The sequence below is a fragment of the Bifidobacterium sp. UTBIF-78 genome (genome assembly GCF_006408945.1).
GTDB lineage: Bacteria > Actinomycetota > Actinomycetes > Actinomycetales > Bifidobacteriaceae > Bifidobacterium > Bifidobacterium myosotis.
Genome location: NZ_JFAO01000039.1, coordinates 12853 through 36408, shown reverse-complemented (window position 1 = coordinate 36408; position 23556 = coordinate 12853). Strand labels below are relative to the sequence as shown.

Genomic DNA, 23556 nt, shown 5'->3' with positions numbered 1-23556 from the left:
TCATTTCTGTCCCTCGTATACGCCCTCGCCACCCCTACCACTAGCACCAATTGGCGCTGGGTGATGTAGCGAAATTCGGGTGGGATGTCTACGCTGGGAGACATCATCGCTTCGACGAATGAAAGGGAACCATCATGGCATTGTTCCGCAATCTCGGACCGTTCTCCACCACCGCCATCGGTCACGGCGAGATGCCGCTGACCATTGAGAACAACCGCGGTCATGACGTCGGCATCGAAACCCTGCACGCCTCGCTGGACGCCGGTTGCCGTCATATCGACACCGCGTGGGCCTACTACACGCCGGGCGAGGAAGAGCAGACCGGCGAGAAGCTCGTGCGCGAGGCGCTGGCAACGTGGCACGGCCCGAAGGACGAGGTCACCGTGGCCACCAAGATCGGCCTGCGCCGCGTCTGGGGCGAGCATGGCGAGCCGCTGTGGCCGCGTGACGGCAAGCCCGAGCACCTCATCGAATACGGCAAGCAGTCCGCCTTGGCCCTCGGCGTGGACACCATCGACCTGCTGTACCTGCACCGCCATGACCCGGAAGTGCCGTACAACGAGTCCATCGAGGCCCTGAAGCAGCTGGTGGACGAGGGTGTGGCCCGCGTGGCCGGCGTCTCCAACGCTTCCATCGAACAGATCGACATCGCGCGATCCATCCTCGGCGACAAGCTCGTGGCCGTGCAGAACCAGTACTCGCCGATTCATCTCGAGACGCAGGACACGCTCGACTACTGCGCCAAGCTTGGCCTCTCCTTCGTGTGTTGGAGCCCGCTCGGCGGCTATCGTCACCCGTACGACGAATCCAAGTTCGACCCGTTCCGTGAGGTGGCTGCCGCCCACAACGTGAGCTACCAGCGCGTGGTGCTGGCGTGGGAGCTCGCCAAGGGCGACCACATGTTCGTGATTCCGGGCGCGCACCGCCCCGAGACCATCCTCGACTCCCTCAAGGCCGACCAGCTCGAGCTCTCCGAAGAGGAGCTCGCCAAGCTCGGCTGACCTCTTTCGTCTTTGGCTCCCTTTCTTGAGGGGAACTGTCCGCGTAACGAACACGACCACCCGATAGTCCACCTTGGCTCCCCTCGTTGAGGGGAGCTGTCGCTTGCGATTGAGGGGAGCAGACCCGGCCGTATAATCCTCCAGACCAAAGACGGGACTCCGCGAAATCACGCAAGAGGGGAAGTCCCCCCATCCACGTACGAATCCTCCGTCCAACGGAACCCACTGCCGCAGAAAAGGAACATCATGCGTAGAAAACTGATTCTTGACCTCGACACCGGCATCGACGATGCGCTGGCGATCGCCTATGCGTTGGGCAGCGCGGATGAGGTCGATCTGATTGGTATCACTGCCACGTACGGGAATGTGGCGGTGCCGCTGGCGGCGCGCAATGCTCTAGCGGTGCTGCATCTGTTCGGTCGTGACGACGTGCCGGTGTATCCTGGCGTGGACCATCCTATCGCTCCGTCACGTCTGCCGTCGGATGTTGACGGCGCTAGCGCTGACTCTGATGCCGGTGCCGCGAATGGTACGGCCGGGGCCGCCGCCGGCGGTGTGGAGACAGCCCAGACTGATGCCGCCGGTGACGGTACCAGTGACGGTAACGCCGCCGTCGATGCGGGTGTAGCCGATGCCGCCACCGATGCGTCATGGCGTGCCGAGGCGTACGCGGATTGGCGTTCGGACGGTCGCGGCGGCTGGCCGGAAGGCGTGTCGTGGGCTCCGTCGGCGGGTTCGGTGGCGGTCCATCATCCCAATGGCCTAGGCGGGGCCGTGATCCCGGATTCGCCGCGCGGGCCCGAGCCGGCGGGTTCGGCGGTTAGGTTCATCATCGATGCGATGCGTGAGTACGGTCCGGATCTGACGGTCGTGCCCACGGGTGCGATGACGACGATGGCCACGGTATTCCGCGACGCGCCGGACGTCCGCGACTGCGGCACGAACGTCACGTTCATGGGCGGTTCGCTGACCTTGCCGGGCAATGTGAGTCCGGGCGCGGAGGCGAACATCAGCCAGGACCCGGAGGCGGCGGACTATCTGCTGCGGTGCGGCGCGCGCACGACGATGATCGGTCTGGATGTGACCCATCAGACCGCGTTGACCCGTGCGAAGGCGCACGAGTGGGCCGGTCTAGGTACGCCAGCGGGGGATTTCCTGGTGGCGATGACGGATTACTACATCGACTTCTATCTGGCTCATCAGCCGGAGATCCACGGCTGCGGGCTGCATGACCCGTTGGCGGTGGCGGCCGCGTTGGACCCGTCGTTGGTGACGACGTTCGGGTTCAACCTACAGGTGGACGTGGATGGCGCGTTCCGCGGACGCACCATCGGCGACCGGTCCCGTCTGCAGGACCCGGACAAGCACACGCAGGTCGCCTTGGGCGTGGACGTGCACCGCTTCCTCGACCGATTCATGACCCGCGTCACCAACGCTGCACGGTAACGGCGGGATGGTGCTCGGCGGTCACCGTGATCGCTGAGCACCTCGGCACGTGCGCTGTGTGGGCTGCCGTTGCTATCGGTCCTGTTAGTCTTGTTGGTCCCGTTAGTCCAGTCCTGTCATGTGTCTTCCGGACTTCGACGGATGACTGTCGGTTCTCCACGCATTAGTGTCGGTTTTCGACGGTTGACTGACGGACCTCGACGGTTGACTGACGGGTTTCGACGCATCGGTGTCGGATTTCGTACGGCATAGGTATGAAATCCGACAGTCAACCGTCGAGGTCCGACAGTTAATGGTTGGAATCCGACACCCTTGTATAAGGTCCGACAGTCAATGGTTGGAATCCGACACTTTTGTATAAGGCCCGGCACTCTTGCGTCGAAACCCGACACTCTTGTCTAAGGTTCGGCCCCTCAACCGTTGGCATCCGACACTTTTGCATCGAGAGGCGGCCGAGAGACGTCAGCCAAGCATCACAGACATCATCATATGGGGAATCGTCAGCCGACATATACGAAAACCGCCAGTCCACGCCGGCCAGATGTCTGGCGGCTTGGACTGGCGGTTTTGTCGTCAATCACAGTGTGCGATCAGGTCTGCTGCGAACCTGTCCAACCTGCCACAGGCTGTCCAGCCTGCTGCGAACCTACGGACCCGTCACAGACCGGGAATCAGGCCTCCGGGCGGATCGATGGTGAGGTACTGCTCATCGGGATCGATGTCCGGCACGATCTCCTCCACGAAGGGCACCAGCGCGGTCGTCTCCACCACGTCCTCGCCCTTCGAGTTCTGCCCGGTGACGACCGGCGCAACAAGACGAATCTTCAGCAACGACTGCGCAGGGGAGTCGATCACGTCGACCACCTTGCCCACAACCTGACCGGCTGGCAGACCCAGTCCGTTGTCGTCGGCGAGCCGTGCCTCAAGGCCGATGAGATCCTTCGGATACCATTCGTCCGCTTCGAGCATTTCATCCGGGTCGTCGGCCTCGCCGTACAGCTCCACGCCGTTCAGCGCCTCGGCCGCGGTGCGGTCGTCGGTGCCTTCGAATTTGATGATCCAGCGGTCCTTGACCACGCGGGAACCTTCGACGATGTATTCGGTATCGCCGTCGCTCTCGTAGAGTACGGAACCGGGCTCGAAACGCCACTCGGGGTCATCGGTGTACAGGCGCACATTCACTTCGCCCTTCAGGCCCTGTGCGCGTCCAATACGAGCAACCCTCAGCAACTCGCGCTGCTGAGGGTCGTCGTGCATGTTCTGCTCTGCCATGCTGTGAATCAATCCTTATCGATTTATCGACGCACGTCCATGATGTCGACGCGCACCTTGTGGTCGGACAATGCCTGAATCACGGTGCGAATCGCATTGGCGGTGCGACCCCCACGACCAATCACGCGGCCGATGTCCTCCGGGTTCACGCGCACACGAAGCAGTTCGCCGCGCGCGTTCTCATGGGACTTGACGGAAACATCGTCCGGAAAATCAACGATGTTCTTGATGAGGTGTTCCACAGCCTGTGCAAGCATTGTTGCTAGCCTTTCGTATCGGCTCAGGCCTCGGCCGGAGCTTCAGCGGCTTCCTCGGCCGGAGCTTCCTCAGCCTCAGCAGCGGCGGCAGCCTCGGCTTCAGCCTTGGCCTTGGCCTCAGCTTCGGACTTGGCGGCCTTGAGCTTCTGGGCCTGGTTCTCGGCGGCCTCAATGCGGGCGGCGGCATCCGGGCCGGCCTCAACGGTCTTCAGCGTGCCTTCGGCACCCTCAAGGCCCTTGAACTTCTGCCAGTCACCGGTGATCTTGAGCAGGTTGAGCACGGGCTCGGACGGCTGAGCGCCGACGCCAAGCCAGTACTGAGCGCGCTCGGAATCGATCTTGATGGTCGAGGGCTGGGTGTTCGGATCGTAGGTGCCGATCTCCTCGATGGCACGGCCATCGCGCTTGGTGCGCGAGTCCATGATCACCACGCGGTAGAAGGCGTAGAACTTCTTGCCCTGTCGCTTCAGACGAATCTTGGTTGCCAAAATGGCTCTCCTTGTAATGCTAGGTTTGTGGTTTCTCGGTTGCTGTGTGGGGCACGGCACGCCGGAACCCACGTGTCCTCGCGGCACGGGGTGTAGAGGGCGCCACGCGCGCGAATAACTGACACATTATAGCGCGTGCCCCCGGACTGACACACCAGTGCGGATGGAATTGCGCTACGCCGGTTGGGGAGGTGGCGCGCCGTGCGTGTGTCGGCGGTCTCCGAGGCCTTAACACAGTGACCGCGCGGCGTCTCCTGCGATGTCGCACGATCTGGCGGCACCGCATCTTGTCTCGCCGATTGCCGCCGGATTGCCGCAACGTCACATCACCGCAGCGACAGCGTAGCCACCAACGCCAGATGATCTGTGTCCTTGACCACGAACGACTCGACTCCGGACGGCTTTAGTCCCCGTGTGAACAGGATGTGGTCGAGTTCGATGCGCGGCCAACGCAGCCAGCTCGGGAATGTGAGGTGCGGGCCGGTGCCCTGCGTCAGGCTCGCATCCTTGAATCCGCCCTTGAGCAGCGCGCGGAAGCTCGGGTGGTCGGTACTGGAGTTCAGGTCGCCCATCACGACGGCGATGTTGTGGTCGCCGATGAGCTTGGCGCCGGCGATAGACCGCAGCCCCAGAATGCCGGCCGACCAGTCCTCGCAGCCGCGCATCGGCGATTTCGGATGCGCCGAGCAGAAGGTCACCGTGCGTTCGGGAGTGTTGCTGTCGGTGCCGGCGGTGTCGGGGATGCTAGCAGCACCGCGGTCGGTATTGCCAACACCGCTGTCATTGCCGGCAGCGGTGCCATAGGTGTCGCTGCCATTTCCGTCGTTGTCGTCGTTGTCGTCGGCAGATCCGTCGCCGCTGAACCGGGACGCGGTGTGCGCTCCACCATCCTCGCCTGCAAGACGCAACGTGATGGCCGGCACATCGGCGGCAGGAATCGCGACCACGTTCGGCACGGCGGCAGCTGGCTCGTAACGGGAAAAGATGACGTTGTATCCGCCGTTGTCGCTGCCTTTGGGCTCTCCGGATTGACGGTAGGGGAGAAGTGTGCCGACGCCGGCCGCGTCCAGCCGTGCGATCAGATCGTCGCTGACCTCCTGCAATGCCAGCACGTCGATGCCGCGCGTACGTACATTCGCCACAATATCGTCGGCGTCCGCACGGCCATACCGGCAGTTCAGGGTCATGACCGCAAACTGCGGAGGCAGTGTTTCACGAGCTGTTTCACGCGTTGCTGAAGATGGTGAAGAATCTATCGAAGATTGTGCTGATTGGATGGCGTCAGTGACGGCAGAAGTGATGAAATCGTTGGTTTTCTGCGAATTTCCCGCTTGCTTGGTGTCTTTTGCAATGGGGGTGTGTGGTGTTTCACGGCCTGTTTCACGCGATGTGTCCCGCGTGCTGTGTGGCTTGATGCCGGTGCCCCAGTAACTGATGCGCTGAGAGCTGGTCATAAGGGCTGCGACCAGCAGCAGCGAGACCACGCCCCACTCGTGCTGCCATGCGCCGATGCCGGCGAATATGACCAGTGGCACCCACAGGAACGGCGTCAGAGCGATGAGATAGGGCATCGGCATGCGGGCTTCCATCCCCGCCGGCAACGCGCATAATCCCAGCCAAACGAAACCGATGAACGCCAGGATATAGAGGAAGGTGATCATGCGATTCCTTTCATATACGGCATTGGCTCCCCTCTTCGGGGGAGGAGCTGTCGCTGCAAGCGGTTGAGGGAGTTTGCGGCACTTGGTGTGGTACCAAGCTCCCCTCAGTCAGCCTTGCTGACAGCTCCCCTCAGTGAGGGGAGCCAAGTTACGATGACGTGCAGTTTCCTGACCGCTCTTCGCGGAGGGAAGCTTGGCTGACCGATGGCTACGTTGGACATTATTACTTCTGACCTTCCCTCGGGAAAGGACGCCAAGGGTGTGGGTTTTCGGCGTATAGCCCATCAGCAACAGCTCCCCTCGGGGAGGGGAGCCAAGGGACAATGCCGCTGCGCACATGCTTCTGACCTCCCTTCGGGAAGGAGAGCCCAAGGAATGGGGCTTGCTCCTTAACGAAGGAGGTCGTAGCAGTCGGCCGAATCAGCGGCCGAGCAGTCCACCGAGGCCGCCGCCCAGATTCGGGGGCAGCTCGGCGCCGCCATCGCCGCCAGCCATCAGCTCTTCCAAGCCTGCGGGCAGGGCCGGGTTCTGCGGCTTCTTGGCGAACGCGGAGCCGCCAGTCGCGCCGCTGCCGGACGACTTGCCGGCCAGACGGTCGCGCAACGCCTTCTCCTCGGCCTCGCGCTTCATCGGATTGCCGGACTTTCCGCCCTTCTTCTTGTTCTTGCCCTTCTTCTTGCCGCCGCCCATGGACGGGCCGCCGAAGCCGGGGATGCCGCTGCCCATGCCGGCGCGGTTGGACATGCGCTTCATCATCTTGGCGGCCTGCTCGAAGCGCTGCAGCAGCGCGTTGACCTGCGAAACGGTCACGCCCGAACCATAGGCGATGCGGGCGCGACGCGAGCCGTTGATGATTGACGGGTCACGACGTTCGGCCGGCGTCATCGAGCGGATGATGGCCTCGGTGCGGTCGATCTCCTTCTCATCGAATTGCTCAAGTTCCTTGCGGTGCTGGGCCATGCCCGGAATCATGCCGAGCAGCGACTTCATCGAGCCGAGCTTGCGCACCTGCTGCAGCTGGTCGAGGAAATCGTCCAGACCGAACGAGCCGTCGGAGATCTTCTCGGCGGCCTTGCGGGCCTCCGCCTCGTCGAACTGCTTCTGCGCCTGCTCGATGAGGGTCATGATGTCGCCCATGTCGAGGATGCGCGAGGCCATGCGGTCCGGGTGGAAGACCTCGAAGTCCTTGAGGCCTTCGCCGGTGGAGGCGAACAGAATCGGCTTGCCGGTCACGCTCGCCACCGACAGCGCGGCACCGCCACGGGCATCGCCATCAAGCTTGGAGAGCACCACGCCGGTGAAGTCCACGCCCTCATCGAAGGCCTTGGCGGTCTTGACGGCGTCCTGACCGATCATCGCGTCGATGACGAACAGGATCTCGTTGGGCTGCACGGCGTCGCGGATGTCGCGCGCCTGCTTCATCAGCTCCTCGTCCACACCCAGACGGCCGGCCGTATCGATGATCACCGTGTCATACAGTTTCTGCTTGGCGAAGGCGATGGAATCGCGCGCCACCTTCACCGGGTCGCCGGTCGTCAGGCCCGGTGCGGCCACGGCCTCGCCGCCGTCTGACTGCACGCCCTTCTCGGGCGCGTACACCGGCACGCCGGCGCGTTCGCCGACCACCTGCAGCTGCGTCACGGCGTTCGGACGCTGCAGATCGGCCGCCACCAGCAGCGGCGTGTGGCCGGCGTCCTTGAGCCAGTAGCCGAGCTTGCCGGCCAACGTGGTCTTACCGGCGCCCTGCAGACCGGCGAGCATGATGATCGTCGGCGGGTTCTTGGCGAAGTTCAGCGGACGGTCCACGCCCTGGCCGAGCACGTCGGTCAACTCCTCGTTGACGATCTTCACCACCTGCTGGGCGGGGTTGAGCGCCTGGGAGACCTCCGTGCCAAGCGCGCGCTCGCGCACCTTGCCGGTGAAGGAACGCACCACTTCGAGCGCCACATCGGCGTCGAGCAGCGCGCGGCGGATCTCGCGGATGGTGCCGTCGATGTCCGCCTCGGAAAGCTTGCCCTTGCTCTTCAGATGCTTGAACGCATTCGAGAGCCTGTCAGTCAAAGATGAGAATGCTGCCATAATGGGCAACAGTCTAGCCGTCACGCGGGAAAATGCGGCCTCGGCGACGATTCGGTCCTGCCTGGAACGGCGATCGCGTGGCGGCGAGGCGGGTATCGGCGTGGTTGCACTGGTCCTGCGCCGGTCCTGCGCCGGTCGTGTTGGGGTCTCGGGCCGATATCAGGACGGTCAGAATCGGGCCCGTTGTCCGGATTCCTGCCGCTGTGCGCCTGCGGCGCAATCTCGACTGCCAATCGAGCGTTTCCGGTACAATGGAATGGCAAAATTCTGTGGTTTGAGAATGCTTATGCTGTTTTGACAATCCATGGACACCACTTATACGCAGACTGCCGTGCGCCCTCGCGAACTTCGGTCAACGACCAGACCAGACGCGGGCCAACGCAGACATGCCGTGCAATAAGAAAGGCCCACTATGCCCCAACATAAGACCATCGAACGTAAAGCCCTGATCATCGGCATCGTCGTCAATGTGATTCAGGTCGCGGCCGGCATGGCCGTGTTCTTCATGACCGGCCTCAAGGCCATGTTCCTCGACTTCTCCTTCACCGCCATATCCGTGCTCTCCGGACTGGTGGCGGTCTACCTATCCAAGCGCACCGTGCGCACCACTGAGCGCTTCCCCAACGGCATGTTCGCCCTCGAACCCATCTACGCCATCTGCAAGGCCATCTTCACCATGTCCCTGCTGCTGTATTCGCTCATCGACGTGTGCCGGGTGGCCTATGACTACTTCGTGCTGGGCGAGGGCGAACGCATCACCACCGGCCCGGTGGTGGTTTACGAGGTTCTGGCGGTGCTTGCGTGCTTCGGCCTGTACCTGTACTACCGTCGCGAGAACCAGTCGATACGCAACGCCAGCACCATGCTCACCGCCGAATGCAAAAGCTCGCTGGTGGACGGCGCGATGTCGTTCGGCGTCGGTGCGGTGGCGATTTTCCTCATGGTGCTGCCGGTGGACGGTCCGCTCAGTTTCCTGCACTACACCGGCGATTTCTTCATCACCGTGGCGTTGGTGGTGCTCACGATCAAGGAGCCGTTCGCCGTACTCAAGGAGGCGTTCGTCGAGCTGGTCGGCGGCGTGCATGACGATGACGAGACCAATGCGTTCGTGGAGACTGAAGCGCAACGGCATCTGCCTGCCAACACCGAATACGAGCAGACCCTGATCTTCAAGACCGGCATGAACTACACGGTGGACGTGTATCTGGCCGGAACCGGCGAGACCATCGACGTGGCCGACCTGGTGGACCGCAAGCGCTCGCTGGAGCAGGCGCTCAAGCGGCGGCTGCACATCGTGGACGTCGATTTCGTGTTCGACTGACCTGCCCTTGCGGTCCGCGTGGGATGCGTGCGCTGGTGCAACGACAATTCGCCGTCATCGGAGTCCCCGCTGCGGTTCCCGTGGGATGCTCGTGTGGCTCGTACCCGCCTCAGACGCCCCTAACTGCTTTGCAAGGGGTACATTGAGGGCTGCGCGGACAGCTATCTGCGTTGCAAGGGGTACATAGATACGGGAAACCCGGGTATGGGTGTTGAATTATCAACGTTCATACCCGGGTTTTGTCGTTTCAGGTACCCCTTGCAACGCAGATAGCTGTCCGGGAGGAGGGAAAAGTACCCCTTGCAACGCAGATAGCGATGAACGGTGCGCGACCGATGCCGTATGCTGCCGTAAGCTGCCGTAAGCATGCCTATTGGCATACCGGCGGCACGCCTACTCGGCTACTTCAGGCTCCAGGTCGAACCCTGCGGGCCGTCCTCGATGGCGATGCCGGCCGCGCCCAAGGCGTCGCGAATCTGATCGGCCTTCGCGAAGTCCTTGGCCTTGCGGGCTTCGGCGCGGGCCTCAAGCTGTTCGCCGATAAGCGCTTCCAAGGCCGCATGCTCGGGGGACTCGGACACTCCGTCGCCGGCCCCGCCCGCGGCACCGGCGGACACCCACGGTTCGGCCAGCGGATCGAGGCCGAGCGTGTCGAGCATCGCGCGCACCGCCACCAGCGACTCACGCACCTCAGCATGAGCGACGGCGGAATCGGCGCGGTCATCGAGCTTGGACAGCAGTGTGTTGCCGGAACGGATGGCGGTGAAAATCGCGGCGGTCGCGCCGGAGACGTTGATGTCGTCGTTCATCGCGGCCACGAAATCGGCGGGCAGATCGTCGGCGGAGACGGCAGCCACCTCATCACGGGACGGCTGCTCACCAAGCACCACGCCGGCGCGTTCGATGAAGTTCGCGATGCGGTCGTAGGCGGCCTGCGCCTCCACCAGCGCCTGATCGGACCATTCGAGCATCGAACGGTACTGCACGGAACCCAAGGCGTAGCGCACCACCCAGGCGGAGTGCTCGGCCAACACGCTCGGCACGGACAGGCCGGTGCCCAGCGACTTCGACATCTTCTCGCCCTTGGCGGTCACCCACGCCGAGTGCATCCAACGCGCGGCGGAGGGGTAGCCGGCCGCGCGGGTCTGCGCCATCTCGTTCTCGTGATGAGGGAATCGCAGGTCCAAACCGCCGCCATGGATGTCGAACCCGTCGCCGAGGTAACGGTGGGACATGGCCGAGCATTCGATGTGCCAGCCCGGACGGCCCACACCGAACGGCGTGGACCAGCGAGCGTCCTCCGGATCGGTGTCTTTCGGGGCCTTCCACAGGGCGAAATCACGCGGATCGTGCTTGTCGGGGGAGGCGTCGGCCGGGTCGACTGGATTGTACTTATCGTCGCCGGCGGCATCCACGGACGGGCCCATGCGGTCCGCCATCGCTGCCGCCTCGTCCACCTCGGCGGTCTGCTTCTGATGGGTCAGCTCGCCGTAGTGTGGCCACGAGGCCACGTCGAAGTACACGTTGCCGGTGGGCTTGCCCTCGTCGTCGAGCACCACATAGCCGTGACCGTTGTCCAGAATGCGCTGGATCAGGTCGATCATGTCCGACATGTGGCCGGTGGCGCGGGGTTCCACGGTGGGCGGCAGCACGCCCAGCGTGTCATAGGCCTGCGTGAATTCGCGCTCGTAGTAGTAGGCGCGGGCCCACCAGCGCTGGCCGGCCGCCGCGGCCTTGTCGAGGATCTTGTCGTCGATGTCGGTCACGTTGCGCACGAACGTGACCTGGTAGCCGAGCTTGAGGAACCAGCGACGCACGATGTCGAACGCCACGGCCGCGCGGATATGGCCGATATGCGGGGAGGACTGCACAGTCGCGCCGCATACGTAGATGCCCACCTTGCCGGGCTTGATCGGCGTGAAATGGCTGACCTGGTGCGAGGCGGTGTCATAGAGGCTCAGGCCTTCGGCGGCCTTGGCCACATGTACCGGCGTCAGGCTTGACGGCATGACGGAAATGTTGAAATCCTGCGGTTCTTGGCTGTTTCCCATAGACCCCAAGCGTAGGGAACGAGCCCGACATGGATGTCGCCGGCGGCAAGGCCGGACGACTACGTTACATGGACGGGTGAGGTTCGTGCCACAATACCAAGTATGACCACACCACAAGTGCTCATTGTGCAACATGTCCCGTGGGAACGTCCGGGACGCATTCTGTCCAGTCTTGAGGATCTCGACCTCAAGACGGTGACGGTGAACATCGTCGACCAGAAGAAGCCGGATCTCCCCGATTTCGAGGATCTCGCCGGCGTGGTGATCATGGGCGGCCCGATGGGGGCGCTGGATTACGACAAGTATCCGGGGCTCAAGGCGGAGGCCAAGCTGGCGCGGGCCGCCGTGGCCTCGGGCAAGCCGATACTCGGCGTATGCCTGGGCCACCAGATTATCGCCACGGCGCTTGGCGCGCAGTTGCGCAAGGGGGACGCCCCGGAGATCGGGTTCGCGCCGATCAAGCGTATGGACCGTCACGAGTTCTTCTCGATGTGGGACAAGCAGGTTGACGTGCTGCACTGGCATAACGATGTGGTGGGATTGCCGGAGGGCGCGCAGCTGCTGGCCCGCTCGTCGGCCACCAAGGTGCAGGCCTTCCGCATGGGCTCGGCGTTGGGCATGCAGTTCCATCTTGAGGTGTGCAAGTCGCTGCTGGACGAGTGGCTTGAGGAGCCCAGCATGGTCAAGGACCTCAAGGCGGCAGGCGGCTCCAAGTCCGCGCTGCACGAGGCGTTCGAGCAGTACGATCCGCTGCTGCAGCCGCTCGCCGAGCAGGTGTTCTCCGGTTTTGCCGCCCGCTGCAGCACCTACGCGCAAACGCTAGGCGCCTAGCGACGCGTGGCGGCGCTCCGGTGTCGCCGTTGCATCCTTCTGACACCCTATGGGCCCCATAGCGCTCCACGGTGTAGGGATTGCCTGATGCGGCGATCGCATCACCGCTTGCCGGTTCCTGGCATCCCACGATGTAGGGATTGCCCCATTGTGTAGGGATTTTCACACGGTGTAGGGATTCGCCCATGATGCGGTTTTGTAAATCGGCTTGTTTCCGCCGTTTTCGGGCGATGGCGAATATTGCAATCCCTACACCGTGTGAAAGTCCCTACACGGTGGGCGTGCGGGAGACGCTGCGGATGCCCGCCATTGCCCGTCATTGCCCGTCATAGTGAATCGGCAACGTGAGCATGAGCACAGCATGGCCGCGGGATGACCACCATAAGTCCGCCGGGATGGGCAAGCGTGCCGCTACATTGGTGAATCATGCCGACTTACGATATTGGACTGGAACACGTTTCGCTCGCCTTTGCCACCAAAACCATCTTCACCGATGTCACGCAGGGCGTCTTCGAGGGCGACCGCATCGGCATCGTCGGCAAGAACGGCGACGGCAAATCAACCTTGCTGCACCTATTCCGTGGCACGCAGGAGCCGGATTCCGGCCGCGTGACCAAACGAGGCGGACTCACCTTCGGCATGCTCGACCAGCGCGATCCGCTGGACGACGACGCCACCATCCGCGAGGCCGCACTCGAGGGCCGTGCCGACTATGAGTGGGCGTCCGACAATACATCCCGCGAGATCGTCGAGGCGCTGCTTGGCGGCATGAGCCTTGACGCCAAGGTCGGCTCACTCTCCGGCGGTCAGCGTCGTCGCGCCGATCTGGCCCGTCTACTGCTCAAGGACTGGGACATCCTGGCGTTGGACGAGCCCACGAACCACCTCGATGTGGTCACCATCCACTGGCTTGCCGAGCACCTGAAGAACCGTTGGTCCAAAGGTCAGGGCGCACTGCTGCTCGTCACCCACGACCGCTGGTTCCTGGACGAGGTGTGCGAGTCGATGTGGGAGGTCCACGATGGCGTGATTGAGCCGTTCGAGGGTGGATACTCGGCCTACATGTTGCAGCGCGTCGAGCGTGATCGTCAGGCCGACGTGCGCGAAACCAAGCGCCGCAACCTCGCCCGCAAGGAGCTCGCGTGGCTCTCGCGCGGCGCCCGTGCGCGTTCCACCAAGCAGAAATTCCACGTCAAGGCCGCGCGCGAGCTTATCGCCGACGTGCCGCCGATGCGCAACACGCTGGAATTGAAGCAGATGGCCACCTCGCGCCTCGGCAAACAGGTGGTCGATCTCATCGACGTGACGCAGATTTTCGAGCATGCGCAGGGCATGGTGTCGGCGGCCGCGCGCATCGACCCGGATGTGGCAGCGCTCGCCGATTCCGCATCGCGCGTGGACGTGGTCAACGCGATGTACGCCGAGCCGCAGTTGCACGGGTCCGTGGAGGTGGCGGTCACCGACATGACCGATCCGCGCCTGGTGGACGCCGGCGTGCCCGAGGCCGTGGCCGCCGCCGAGGAGGCGCGCAGGCAGGCCGAAGCGGAAGGCGGCATCGACCCGCAGTCAGCCGACGATCGCGAGGTTCGCCGCATGAACACCGGCGGCGAGACCATCGGCGGTCCGGTACCGGATGACGCCAATCTTGGGTCCACGTCGGCCGCCCGCAAGATCACGGTGTCCGGCCGGGAGATTCTTGACGACGTGACGTGGCTGATCGGCCCGGGCGACCGTTTCGGCATCGTCGGCGCGAACGGCGCCGGAAAATCCACGCTGCTCAAACTCATCGACGGCACGCTCACGCCGACCGTGGGTCATGTGAACATCGGTAAGACGGTGAAGTTCGCCGTGCTTTCGCAGCGACTTGACGAGCTGGAGAAGCTGGGCAAGTACAAGATCAAGGAAGTGCTGTCCCGCTATAAGCCGAGCTACATTGTGGACGGCAAGGAGGTCACGCCGGGGCAGCTGATGGAGCGTCTCGGCTTCGAGTCCGCCCAGCTGATGACGCCGATCGCCGACCTGTCCGGCGGTCAGAAGCGTCGTATGCAGCTGCTGCTCATCCTCTTGGACGAGCCAAATGTGCTCATCATGGACGAGCCCGGCAACGACCTCGACACCGACATGCTCGCCGTGATGGAGGACCTGCTCGACACCTGGCCGGGTACGCTGATCGTCGTTTCCCACGACCGCTACCTGCTCGAGCGAGTGACCGACCAGCAATTCGCGCTGATCGGCGGCAAGGTGCGTCATCTGCCCGGCGGCGTGCAGGATTACCTCGACATGGTCGAGGACCTGAAGAACGGCAAGGGGCTTCCGGAGGATAAGGCCGGATTCGCGGGAACCGGTGGATCGTCGAGCCGGCGTGGAGCGCAGAACAACGCGCAGAATAAGGCGTCTGTGTCTGGTGCTGCTGGGTCTCTTGCGCAGCCGGCCTCGTCGGCGGCGTCCGCGTCGGATGGAACTCCGGATTCGGCCGAGCCGAAGCTCACCGGCAAGGCGTTCCACGAGGCATCCAAGCGGGTGAAGGCCATCGAACGCAAGCTCGCCAAGCTGGAGGACCAGAAAACGGATCTCGAGCAGCAGATGGCCGCTCACGATCCGGCCGATTACGAGGGGCTCAACAAGCTCAATGAGCAGCTCACCGCCGTCAATGCCGAAAGCGACGACCTCGAGGCCGAATGGCTTGAGCTGTCCGAACAGCTGGAGTGATGGCTGCCGATATTCAGAACGTCTATTGCCCTGTGGCAGAAGTTTGCTGATTATATTGGGCTCCCCTTGTCCGGGGCACTCGCCATGCGTAAACGATGTGACTGGGGGTAATGGGCAACGCATCTGTTGCCCATTACTCACTAATCCTCGTGCTCCCAAGGATTGATGAGTTTCACGCCCGTGCCCTCAAAATCTTTGACATTGCGGGTCGCCACGGCCGCGCCGTGGGCGCGTGCGATCGCCGCGATCATGGCGTCCTGCACGCTAATCGGCTTGCCGTTGGTGCTTCGCATGGTGCGTATTTCGGCATAATCAATTGCTGCTTGGGCGTCAAAAGGGAGGATTCGATTTCCTAGCAGCAATAACTGGTAATCGATGGCTCTGGAAAGGTTATGTCGCCGTTTGCCGATGGGCATGAGGCAGATTCCTGTGAATAATTCCGCAACGGTGATGGCGGTGGTGCCTATATCGTCCTCGGAGATGCTTCTGTACCAAGCGACGACGCGGGGGTGGGGGCGAAGGGCAATCGTTTCACTGATTACATTGGTGTCCAAAATGATCATCGAGAATCAGATTCCCTTAAGGGCGATGGGTGGTCGTTCCGGTTTTGCGTTGCGGTCGGGCAGGGGGAGCTCGCTGTCCGTGAGACCTTCGATGTCGTTGCGATCCATGAATTCCCGGACTCGATCATAGAAATTCGACGTTTGCATATCATGCCGCACAATCCTTCCCGCCGTGAAATCTTCGATAAGCGAGCGGGCCTCCGCTTCTGCGGAACGATGATTGCTGCTGGCTATGGCTTTGAATCGTTCGATGGTGTCGTCGTCAAGTTTGCGAATGGTCATGGTGCCCATGGTCGTCCTCCTTGGCATGATAATTACCGTGCTTGCATAATGCTAGCATGGAATGCATGCATTATGCAAGCACGGTGTCGGTACAAAAACGGCGGATATGCGCAGTGCATATCCGCCGAAAAGCAATCAGACCGCCGGCAATCAGCGACCGGTCACCTCGGAGCCGACGACCTTTTCGGCCAGCGCGCGGGGGCCGCGGGTCACGGCCACGGCGCCGGAACGCACCAGCTCGATGACGCCATAGTGCTCCAGCAGACCCAGCAGCGCGTCGATCTTGCCTTCGGCGCCGGTGGCCTCGATGGTCAGCGACTCCGGGTTCACGTCCACCACGCGCACGCGGAACAGACGCACGATCTCGAGCACGTCCGAACGGTTGGACTGGTTGGCGGCCACCTTGATGAGCACCAGTTCGCGCTCCACGGTGGAATTCGGGTCGAGCTCCACGATCTTCAGCACATGCAGCAGCTTGTTGAGCTGCTTGATGATCTGCTCGAGCGGCACGGCCTCCACGTCGGCGGTCACGGTCACGCGGGAGATGTCCGGACGTTCGGTGGGGGAGACGGACAGCGAGTTGATGTTGAACGCACGGCGTGCGAACAGGCCGGCGATGCGGGCCAGCACGCCGGGGCGGTTCTCCACCAGCACGGAGAGCGTGTGACGCTCGGAACCCGGCTGCGATGCAGGATACAAAGCCATGTTATTCCCTTTCTCCCTTGCCTCAGCGCTCGTCCGCGGCGTTCGTAGCGGTTTCGTCGGTAGCCTCGCCGGCGGCGGTCCCGGCCTCACCGGCGGCCAGCGCCGGATCACCCTCCGCGCCCGTGCCCGGAGCCGGAGCGCCACCCATAAGCGGCTTGATGCCGGGCATGTACGTCACCTCGTCATTCGAAGCGCCCGCGGCGACCATCGGCCACACCATCGCGTCCTTCCAGACGCGGAAATCGATGAGCACCGGACGGTCATTGATCTCGTTGGCCTTCTTGATGGCCGCGATGGCCTCCTCCTCGGTGAACGCGCGGATGCCGACGCAGCCGTACGCCTCGGCCAGCTTGATGAAGTCCGGGACCTCGAGCGGGGCATCGCCGTTGGCCAGGGCGGTCTCGCCCTCGGTGCCGTGCGCCTCGCCGTCCTTGAGGTTGGTCTGCGAGTAATGGTGCTGGTAGAACAGCGTCTGCCACTGACGCACCATGCCGTACACGGAGTTGTTGAGAATCGCGATCTTCACCGGCGCGTGGTCCAGGAACGCGGCGGCGAGCTCTTCGGAGGTCATCTGGAAGGAACCATCGCCGTCAATCAGCCACACCGGCTTCTTGCCGTCGAACTCACGGGCCGAGCCCACGGACGCGCCGATGGCGGCGGGCAGACCGTAGCCCATTGTGCCGAGGCCGCCGGAGGACAGCCACGAGTGCTGGTTCTCGAAGTTGATGAACTGGGCGGCCCACATCTGATGCTGGCCCACGCCGGTGACCCAGATCGTGGACGGGTCGGCCAGCTCGGACAGCGTCTTGATGACCCACTGTGGAGCCAGCGAACCGTCGGTCGGCTGCTCCCACGTCATTGGGTACTGCTCGCGCCAGCCGTTGATGGCGTCCCACCACGGCTTGAGGTTCGGCTTGCCCTGAATGGCCTGCGTGCGCTCGATTTCGGGGATGAGGTCGTCGAGCACGGTGGCCACGTCGCCCACGATCGGCACATCGGGCTGGCGGTTCTTGCCGATTTCCGCCGGGTCGATGTCGATGTGGATCACGCGGGCCGTGGGCGCGAAGGCGTCCAGCTTGCCGGTGACGCGGTCGTCGAAGCGGGCGCCGATGGCCACCAGCAGATCGGCGCGCTGCACGGCGCCGGTGGCGGCGATAGTGCCGTGCATGCCGAGCATGCCGAGGTTCTTCGGATCGGTGTCCGGCACGATGCCGCGTGCGGGCAGCGTGGTCACGATCGGGGCGCCGGTCAGATCGGCCAGGGCCTTGACCTGCGCGCCGGCGTTGGAGCGGGCCGCGCCGCCGCCCACGTACAGCACCGGCCGGTAGGACTTGGAGAACAGCTTCGCCGCGTCCGACAGCACACGGCCGTGCGCCTTGGTGGTGGGGTTGTAGCCGGGCAGAATCATGCGCTGCGGCCACGAATAGTACATCTCGCCGGTCTGCGCGGTCTTGGTCAGGTCCACGACCACCGGGCCGGGGCGACCGGTGCTGGCGATGTGGTAGGCCTCGGTGAGCACGCGCGGGATGTCCTGCGCGCGGGTCACCAGGAACGAATGCTTGGACACCGGGTAGGTGATGCCCACGATGTCCGCCTCCTGGAAGGCGTCGGTGCCGATGGCCTGCACGCCCACCTGACCGGTGATGACCACCATCGGCACGGAGTCCATGTTGGCGTCCGCGATGGCGGTGACCACGTTGGTGGCGCCGGGGCCGGACGTCACGATGCACACGCCCACCTTGCCGGTGGCCAGCGCGTAGCCCTCGGCGGCGTGGCCGGCGGCCTGCTCGTGGCGCATGAGCACGAAACGGAACTTGGTGCTGTCATTGATCTGGTGATAGACGGGCAGAATCGCGCCGCCGGGGATGCCGAACACGTCCTCGACCCCCAGATCCTCCAGCGAACGGACCAGTGCCTGGGCGCCGGTCATCTTCTCGCCGTCGATGATGGTCTGCTTGTCGGTTGCCGCAAAGGTCTTCGGCACGCCGCTGAATGCCTGCAAGGGCGTAGGTAAAGCCATGGTTCCTCTCACCTGTATCGATATTCGATGTCGCTCGGAAACCCGGCCGCCTCGGGTGGGGCGGTCTGTCCCGTCTGTGCTCCCTGCCGCGCGTGACGGGGTTTGTGACCCCAGCGCGGCCTGTTTCTCGTGTGTCTCTTCAGTCTATGCATAAACCCGGCCGGATACGCCGGTCATGCTCACTGGGCAGACGCCGGAATCGGCCGGGAATATGCCTCCGTCCGGTGACTGGAATCACTCACCGGACGGAACGATCGTTTGTTTGGCTCTATTGCTGGCTTTGGTCCTGATTCTGATGCTGACGCTCGTCCAGCGTCTTCCAGCCCATTTCGGCGGCCGCCAGCTGCGCCTTGCGCTTGCTGGTGCCCTGACCGACGCCAATGACTTCCTCGCCGTCGTCGTGGCCGTGCTTGCCTTCCGCGACCAGCGTGGCCTTGGCGGTGAAGATCTGGGCGTATTCGGGGCCGGAAACCTCCATGAGATAGACCGGATCGGGCAGACCCATGTCGTGGGCCTTGACGGTCAGTGAGGTCTTCCAGTCCAGTGCCGGGCCTTCGGTGGCCACCTCGGCCAGCGTGTCGTCGATGAGACGGTGGACCACCTTGCGGGCTTCGTCGATGCCGTGCTCGAGGAAGGTGGCGCCGATCAGCGACTCCACGATGTCGCACAGGATGGAGCTCTTCTCCGACCCGCCCTGCTCGGCCTCGCCGTGGCCCAGCAGAATGTAGGGACCCACCTTGAGCTTGGTGCGCGCGATGGCGCTCAGCGCCTCTTCCGACACCGCTTTGGCGCGCATCTTGGCCAGCTGGCCTTCGGTCATGTCCGGGTGGATGGTGAACAGCGTCTCGGTGGAGATCAGCTCCAGCACCGCATCGCCCAGGAACTCCAGACGTTCGTAGTTGGGCACTCCGGGGTGCTCGTGCGAGAAGGAACGGTGGGTGAGCGCCTGGACAAGCAGGTCCGGGTTGATGGTGGTGCCCAGTGCCTCCAGCAGTTCGTGGGCTGGTTGCTGTTCGGTGTCTTCGGTCATGGTGATTAGTCATCCTCCATGTGGGATGTGGGTAGGTTACGCAAAAGGCCCCGCCACCCGTCGATGGCAGGGCCTTCGTTATGCCGTTATCTCAGGGCTCACTTGGTGTGGGCCGGCTGGATGGCGGAGCGGTAGGTGCGGCCGCGGAAGGAACCGCAGCTCGGGCAGGCCATGTGCGGCAGGGCCGGAGCGCCACAGTTCGGGCAGGTCACGGTCGCAGCAGCGGTAGCCTTCCAATTCGCGCGACGCGAGCGCGTGTTGGCGCGCGAGGTCTTGTACTTAGGCAGTGCCATTTGAATATCCTCTATTTCGTTCGAACAATTGAGCTTAAGCGTGCGTTATCTTAGCGCACGGCTCGTACAAAGTCCAAATGGGCGTGGGATGCAGCGGTCCGGGCTGGGTGTGTGGCGGTCCGGGCAGGGCGGTCCGGGCTGGGTGTGCGGCGTGGCGTCTCGCCCGGTTGGACCTGCGTTAGCGACGCAAGGCTGCCCCAGCGTGGCGTCTCGTCCAGCTGGACCTGCGGAGCGTTGCAAAGCCGCCTCGGCGTGGCGTCGTACACGGGCGTTGGCTGGGTCCGTGTGCCGTGATCCTACTCCTGTTCGGCCTCAAGCTGGGCTTTGAGCGCCGCCAGTCCGGCGAAACGGATGTCCTCGGTCTCGTGATGGTGATCCGGGTGCTCGTTCAGATCCACGCCGCACTGGGAGCACAGGCCCTTGCAGTCGGGCCTGCACAGCGGCTGCAAAGGCAACGATTCGACCAGTGTGTCGCGCAGCATCGCCTCGATGTTCGCGAACGCGCCGTTCTCCAGTAGCGGGTAGGTGTCCTCCGACTCGTCCTCGCCGGCGATGATGTCTGTCTCCTCGTCGTGCTTGCCCTGCTTGCCGCGGTTGTCCGTGCCGGATTCGTACGGGAAGAAGACGGTGACGTTGACCGTCCAGTCCTTGTCGATCGGCTTGAGGCAGCGGGTGCACTCGCTGTTGAACGGGGCCGTGATCCGGCCGGTGAAGATCAGGCCGTCCACGATCGAGTCGAACGAGCCGTCCACATGCACGGGTTCGCCCTCCTTGATGCCGACGATTTCATCGCCGATGCCGCCCGGAGCCGGGAAATCGGCATCGACCTGCTTGGACTGGCCCGCGCGGGAGGCGACCTGCGCCACCGGAATCGACCACGGGGAATCCTCAACTCGTGCCATGACTTATGCCTTTCATGTGTTGTGTTTTTGTCTGTGCATGTGCTGCGTCGCCTGTGGCGGCGTCGCGCGCTTGTCGCGTTCCTGTATGCACCTTATGTTGTGAATTGTTACGTACGCTACTGATATGGCGGTGTGCGCGTAGCGTGGGGTGTGCGCGTGGATGTGTGGCCGGCGGTGTATGCCGCATGTCGTGGGGTGTGCGCGCAGCGGGCGGTGTGCCCATAGCGCGTGGTGCGTGGTGCGTGTGCGCGACCCGCGATGTGCGGTGTGCGCGTGGTGCGCACACGGTGCGCAGCGCACTACGCCGGCGCTCGTCCTATGCGGGCTCGGTCCCGGCCGTCACTGCGCTTCCGGATAGTCGTTGAGCGTGAGGTTCGGCATCTGCTCGCCGGCCGCGCGCTGGCGCTCCTCCAGCACGTTGAGGCCCGCCTGCACATCCTGACTGAGTTTGCCGAGCTGCTGGGACAGGCCCTCCATCACGGTGGTGCAGTACTGGTCCGCGCCTCGCGTGAGGTGATCGGCCTTGGCCTGCGCCTGATCGAGGATCGTGCGCGCCTTCTGCCGGGCCAGCTCGGTCACGTTCTCCTGGCCGGCCAGGAATTGGGCCTGTTCGTTCGCATCCTTGATCATGTCCGCGGCCCGGCTTTGCGCGGAGGCCACGATGGCGCTGGACTGGCTCTGGGCCGACTCCAGACGCCGCTCGGCTTCGCGCATCAGGGCGGATGCGCGTTCCAGCTGGACCGGCAGCATCTTCTTGAGCTCGGACAGCCGGTCGGTGAACTCATCGCGATCCACCTTGACCATGTTGGGGGAGAACAGGCTGGATTTGGCCTCCTCGAGGCTTGCCTCCAGCTGGTCGATGATGTCGTAGACCGTGGTGAACTCTTCACGGCTCTGCTCGTCCGGGTCGTCGGCGTTCTCGCGCAGATCGGGCATGGCGTCCATGAACGCGGGGCGAGTGCCTGTCTCGTGCGCCGACGTGGAACGGCTGTTGGCCTTGGCGGCGGCTTCCGCCCGTGCCTGTAGCTGCGCCGGCGTGGGCTGCAGTGGCGTCGGAGCGTCGGGGGAGGTCTGTGCCGCTTCGGTGGGGCCCGGCTCACGCAGGTCCGGCATCGGCGGCAGGACGGTTGCGGGGTTTGCCGGCGCCGCGGGCGGCATATCGTCGGCAGGTGCGGTCGGTGCGGTCGGTGAGGCTGTCGGTGCGACCTGCGCGGTCGACGGAGTGGAGATCGTATCCGGCCGGTCCTGCGGCTGGCCGGCCGGCTGGGTCAGATCCACATAGCCGGTGGGGTGATCATCGTTCATGTTCAGTCCTTCCGTGTGCGTTCCTCGGCCAAGGCCTCGGCGAGCATCGGTACCACGCAGTCGGGCACCATGCCGGTCACGTCTCCGCCGTGACGGGCCACGTCCTTGACGATGGAACTGGAGATGTGTTCAAGAATCGGATCGGCCGGCAGGAACAGGGTCTCGATGCCGGCGAGTTTGCGGTTGACCAGAGCCATGCCGAGTTCGGCCTCGTAGTCGCCGTTCTGGCGCAGTCCCTTGACGATTACGCTGGCGCCCACCTGCCTGCAGTAGTCGGTGATGAGCCCGTCGGTGGAGGCGACCGTGATATTGGTGCATCCATCCTTGTCTAGGGCGCGGCGAATCACGTCCACGCGGGTCGCTTCGGAAAACATCGGTGTTTTCGCGGCATTGACGGCCACCACCACGTGTACCTCGTCGAAAAACCGCGCGGAGCGCTCGATTACATCCAAGTGTCCGGCGGTCACGGGGTCGTACGAGCCGGGGCATACTGCGATAGTCATGCCTTATAGCCTACCGCGATTGGAGGGATTCGGGATGCCGGTGAGGTGCCGCTGCGGCGCAGGTGGTGTGTTGGTGGTGTGTTGGTGGTGTGCGGGTGATTCGGCGGCGGGCAGCGGGTGCGTTCTACAAAGCGGCACGTATAATCCATCCCAGTTGATTCGGCAGTGGACGGGCTGGCGGGAATGCGGATAAGGATGTCCGGGACGTCGTCCGACATCGCGCCAGACTTTTCCGGCTGATGGCGACTGTGTGTCATGCGGTGATTGCTGCTTGCGATTCGAGCTCGGATCGCCGACTGGTGACGATTGTGGCGTGTGCGGAATGCCGTATCTTTGGTTGCCGCGGTAAGACTGTCGTATACAGATGTGGATACGCGTGATGAGTGTGGGGTGCGGCGAGTAGGGCTTGGGGATTTCGCTGGTGGCGTTGGGAATCTATGATGGTACGCAGAATCGTTTCGTAGCTGAAGAAAGTGGTGCATGATGATGTTCGTTGATGATGCCGAACCGTTGAGGAATCCCGATCAGGGCGCCGGAACTTCCGTGCTTGAGCGTCCCGAGACCCAGGAGTCGCCGGTTCGCGACGATGGCGGCGACGCCGACCGGTTCGCCCATTATGTGTCCAAGGACCGCATCGCCGAATCCCGTATGACCGGCCGTCCGGTTGTGGCGCTGTGCGGCAAGGTGTGGGTGCCCAAGCACGATCCGTCCAAATACCCCGTCTGCCCCGACTGCAAGCGCATCTACGAAGAAATGATGGGCTGATGTTGTGGGACAGTCCTGTGGACTGTCCCACAACATCAGCCTGAGCGAGGCGTGAGCCGAGCGAAGGTGATG

Annotated in this window: 21 protein-coding genes; 6 read left to right on the top strand and 15 right to left on the bottom strand. The window is 63.6% G+C overall.

Features of this window, described 5'->3' with window-relative positions; all coding sequences use genetic code 11:
• Positions 1–134 precede the first annotated feature (134 nt).
• Entirely contained in the window at positions 135–1001 is an 867-nt protein-coding gene (locus BG22_RS08730; RefSeq protein ID WP_140494855.1) for an aldo/keto reductase, read from the top strand.
• Positions 1002–1247: 246 nt separating this feature from the next.
• On the top strand, positions 1248–2447 hold the full coding sequence (locus tag BG22_RS08725; RefSeq protein ID WP_140494853.1) for a nucleoside hydrolase: 1200 nt from the start codon (positions 1248–1250) through the stop codon (positions 2445–2447).
• Positions 2448–3104: 657 nt separating this feature from the next.
• On the opposite strand, the gene rimM is transcribed toward BG22_RS08725, so the two are convergent.
• The 5 genes from rimM to ffh all read right to left on the bottom strand — a co-directional run bounded on the left by rimM (position 3105) and on the right by ffh (position 8204).
• Positions 3105–3719, bottom strand: coding sequence for a ribosome maturation factor RimM (gene rimM / locus BG22_RS08720; RefSeq protein ID WP_140494851.1), 615 nt, complete (start codon positions 3717–3719; stop codon positions 3105–3107).
• Positions 3720–3742: 23 nt separating this feature from the next.
• Positions 3743–3976 carry an RNA-binding protein gene (locus BG22_RS08715; protein ID WP_007051427.1) on the bottom strand — a complete coding sequence of 78 codons (234 nt, stop codon included), beginning with the start codon at positions 3974–3976 and terminating at the stop codon, positions 3743–3745.
• 23 nt (positions 3977–3999) lie between these two features.
• On the bottom strand, positions 4000–4464 hold the full coding sequence (gene rpsP, locus BG22_RS08710) for a 30S ribosomal protein S16 (protein ID WP_140494849.1): 465 nt from the start codon (positions 4462–4464) through the stop codon (positions 4000–4002).
• A 326-nt stretch (positions 4465–4790) separates the two neighbouring features.
• The gene (locus tag BG22_RS08705; protein ID WP_140494847.1) at positions 4791–6125 is read right to left on the bottom strand and encodes an endonuclease/exonuclease/phosphatase family protein; all 1335 of its coding nucleotides are present in this window, start codon (positions 6123–6125) and stop codon (positions 4791–4793) included.
• 420 nt (positions 6126–6545) lie between these two features.
• A complete protein-coding gene (ffh, locus tag BG22_RS08700) occupies positions 6546–8204 on the bottom strand; it encodes a signal recognition particle protein (RefSeq protein WP_181163463.1) in 1659 nt (552 codons plus the stop codon).
• Between the two features lie 412 nt (positions 8205–8616).
• Here ffh and BG22_RS08695 point away from each other — a divergent pair, with 412 nt between their 5' ends.
• Positions 8617–9525, top strand: coding sequence for a cation transporter (locus BG22_RS08695; RefSeq protein ID WP_140494843.1), 909 nt, complete (start codon positions 8617–8619; stop codon positions 9523–9525).
• Positions 9526–9926: 401 nt separating this feature from the next.
• On the opposite strand, the gene cysS is transcribed toward BG22_RS08695, so the two are convergent.
• Positions 9927–11576, bottom strand: coding sequence for a cysteine--tRNA ligase (gene cysS, locus BG22_RS08690; RefSeq protein ID WP_140494842.1), 1650 nt, complete (start codon positions 11574–11576; stop codon positions 9927–9929).
• A gap of 102 nt (positions 11577–11678) precedes the next feature.
• Here cysS and BG22_RS08685 point away from each other — a divergent pair, with 102 nt between their 5' ends.
• Both BG22_RS08685 and BG22_RS08680 read left to right on the top strand, forming a co-directional pair.
• A complete protein-coding gene (locus BG22_RS08685; RefSeq protein WP_140494840.1) occupies positions 11679–12407 on the top strand; it encodes a type 1 glutamine amidotransferase in 729 nt (242 codons plus the stop codon).
• A gap of 426 nt (positions 12408–12833) precedes the next feature.
• Complete coding sequence (locus BG22_RS08680; RefSeq protein WP_140494838.1) at positions 12834–15116, top strand: ABC-F family ATP-binding cassette domain-containing protein; 2283 nt, start codon at positions 12834–12836, stop codon at positions 15114–15116.
• Between the two features lie 140 nt (positions 15117–15256).
• On the opposite strand, the gene BG22_RS08675 is transcribed toward BG22_RS08680, so the two are convergent.
• From BG22_RS08675 to coaD, 9 genes are all read right to left on the bottom strand, one after another.
• Positions 15257–15679, bottom strand: coding sequence for a type II toxin-antitoxin system VapC family toxin (locus tag BG22_RS08675; protein ID WP_094667021.1), 423 nt, complete (start codon positions 15677–15679; stop codon positions 15257–15259).
• Positions 15680–15685: 6 nt separating this feature from the next.
• Positions 15686–15970, bottom strand: coding sequence for a hypothetical protein (locus BG22_RS08670; protein WP_094667020.1), 285 nt, complete (start codon positions 15968–15970; stop codon positions 15686–15688).
• A 141-nt stretch (positions 15971–16111) separates the two neighbouring features.
• On the bottom strand, positions 16112–16666 hold the full coding sequence (gene ilvN, locus BG22_RS08665) for an acetolactate synthase small subunit (protein ID WP_094667019.1): 555 nt from the start codon (positions 16664–16666) through the stop codon (positions 16112–16114).
• Positions 16667–16688: 22 nt separating this feature from the next.
• Positions 16689–18686 carry an acetolactate synthase large subunit gene (locus tag BG22_RS08660; protein WP_258186292.1) on the bottom strand — a complete coding sequence of 666 codons (1998 nt, stop codon included), beginning with the start codon at positions 18684–18686 and terminating at the stop codon, positions 16689–16691.
• A 268-nt stretch (positions 18687–18954) separates the two neighbouring features.
• Positions 18955–19716 (bottom strand): ribonuclease III, encoded by a 762-nt coding sequence (gene rnc, locus BG22_RS08655; protein ID WP_140494836.1) that lies wholly within the window; start codon positions 19714–19716, stop codon positions 18955–18957.
• A 98-nt stretch (positions 19717–19814) separates the two neighbouring features.
• Entirely contained in the window at positions 19815–20009 is a 195-nt protein-coding gene (rpmF, locus tag BG22_RS08650) for a 50S ribosomal protein L32 (protein ID WP_094667016.1), read from the bottom strand.
• A gap of 296 nt (positions 20010–20305) precedes the next feature.
• Positions 20306–20911, bottom strand: coding sequence for a DUF177 domain-containing protein (locus BG22_RS08645; protein ID WP_140494834.1), 606 nt, complete (start codon positions 20909–20911; stop codon positions 20306–20308).
• A gap of 339 nt (positions 20912–21250) precedes the next feature.
• Positions 21251–22216 (bottom strand): cell division protein, encoded by a 966-nt coding sequence (locus BG22_RS08640; protein ID WP_375137716.1) that lies wholly within the window; start codon positions 22214–22216, stop codon positions 21251–21253.
• Between the two features lie 2 nt (positions 22217–22218).
• The gene (gene coaD / locus BG22_RS08635; protein WP_094667013.1) at positions 22219–22719 is read right to left on the bottom strand and encodes a pantetheine-phosphate adenylyltransferase; all 501 of its coding nucleotides are present in this window, start codon (positions 22717–22719) and stop codon (positions 22219–22221) included.
• Positions 22720–23202: 483 nt separating this feature from the next.
• On the opposite strand from coaD, the gene BG22_RS08630 reads away from it, so the two are divergent.
• Complete coding sequence (locus tag BG22_RS08630) at positions 23203–23484, top strand: DUF3039 domain-containing protein (RefSeq protein ID WP_094667075.1); 282 nt, start codon at positions 23203–23205, stop codon at positions 23482–23484.
• Positions 23485–23556 lie beyond the last annotated feature (72 nt).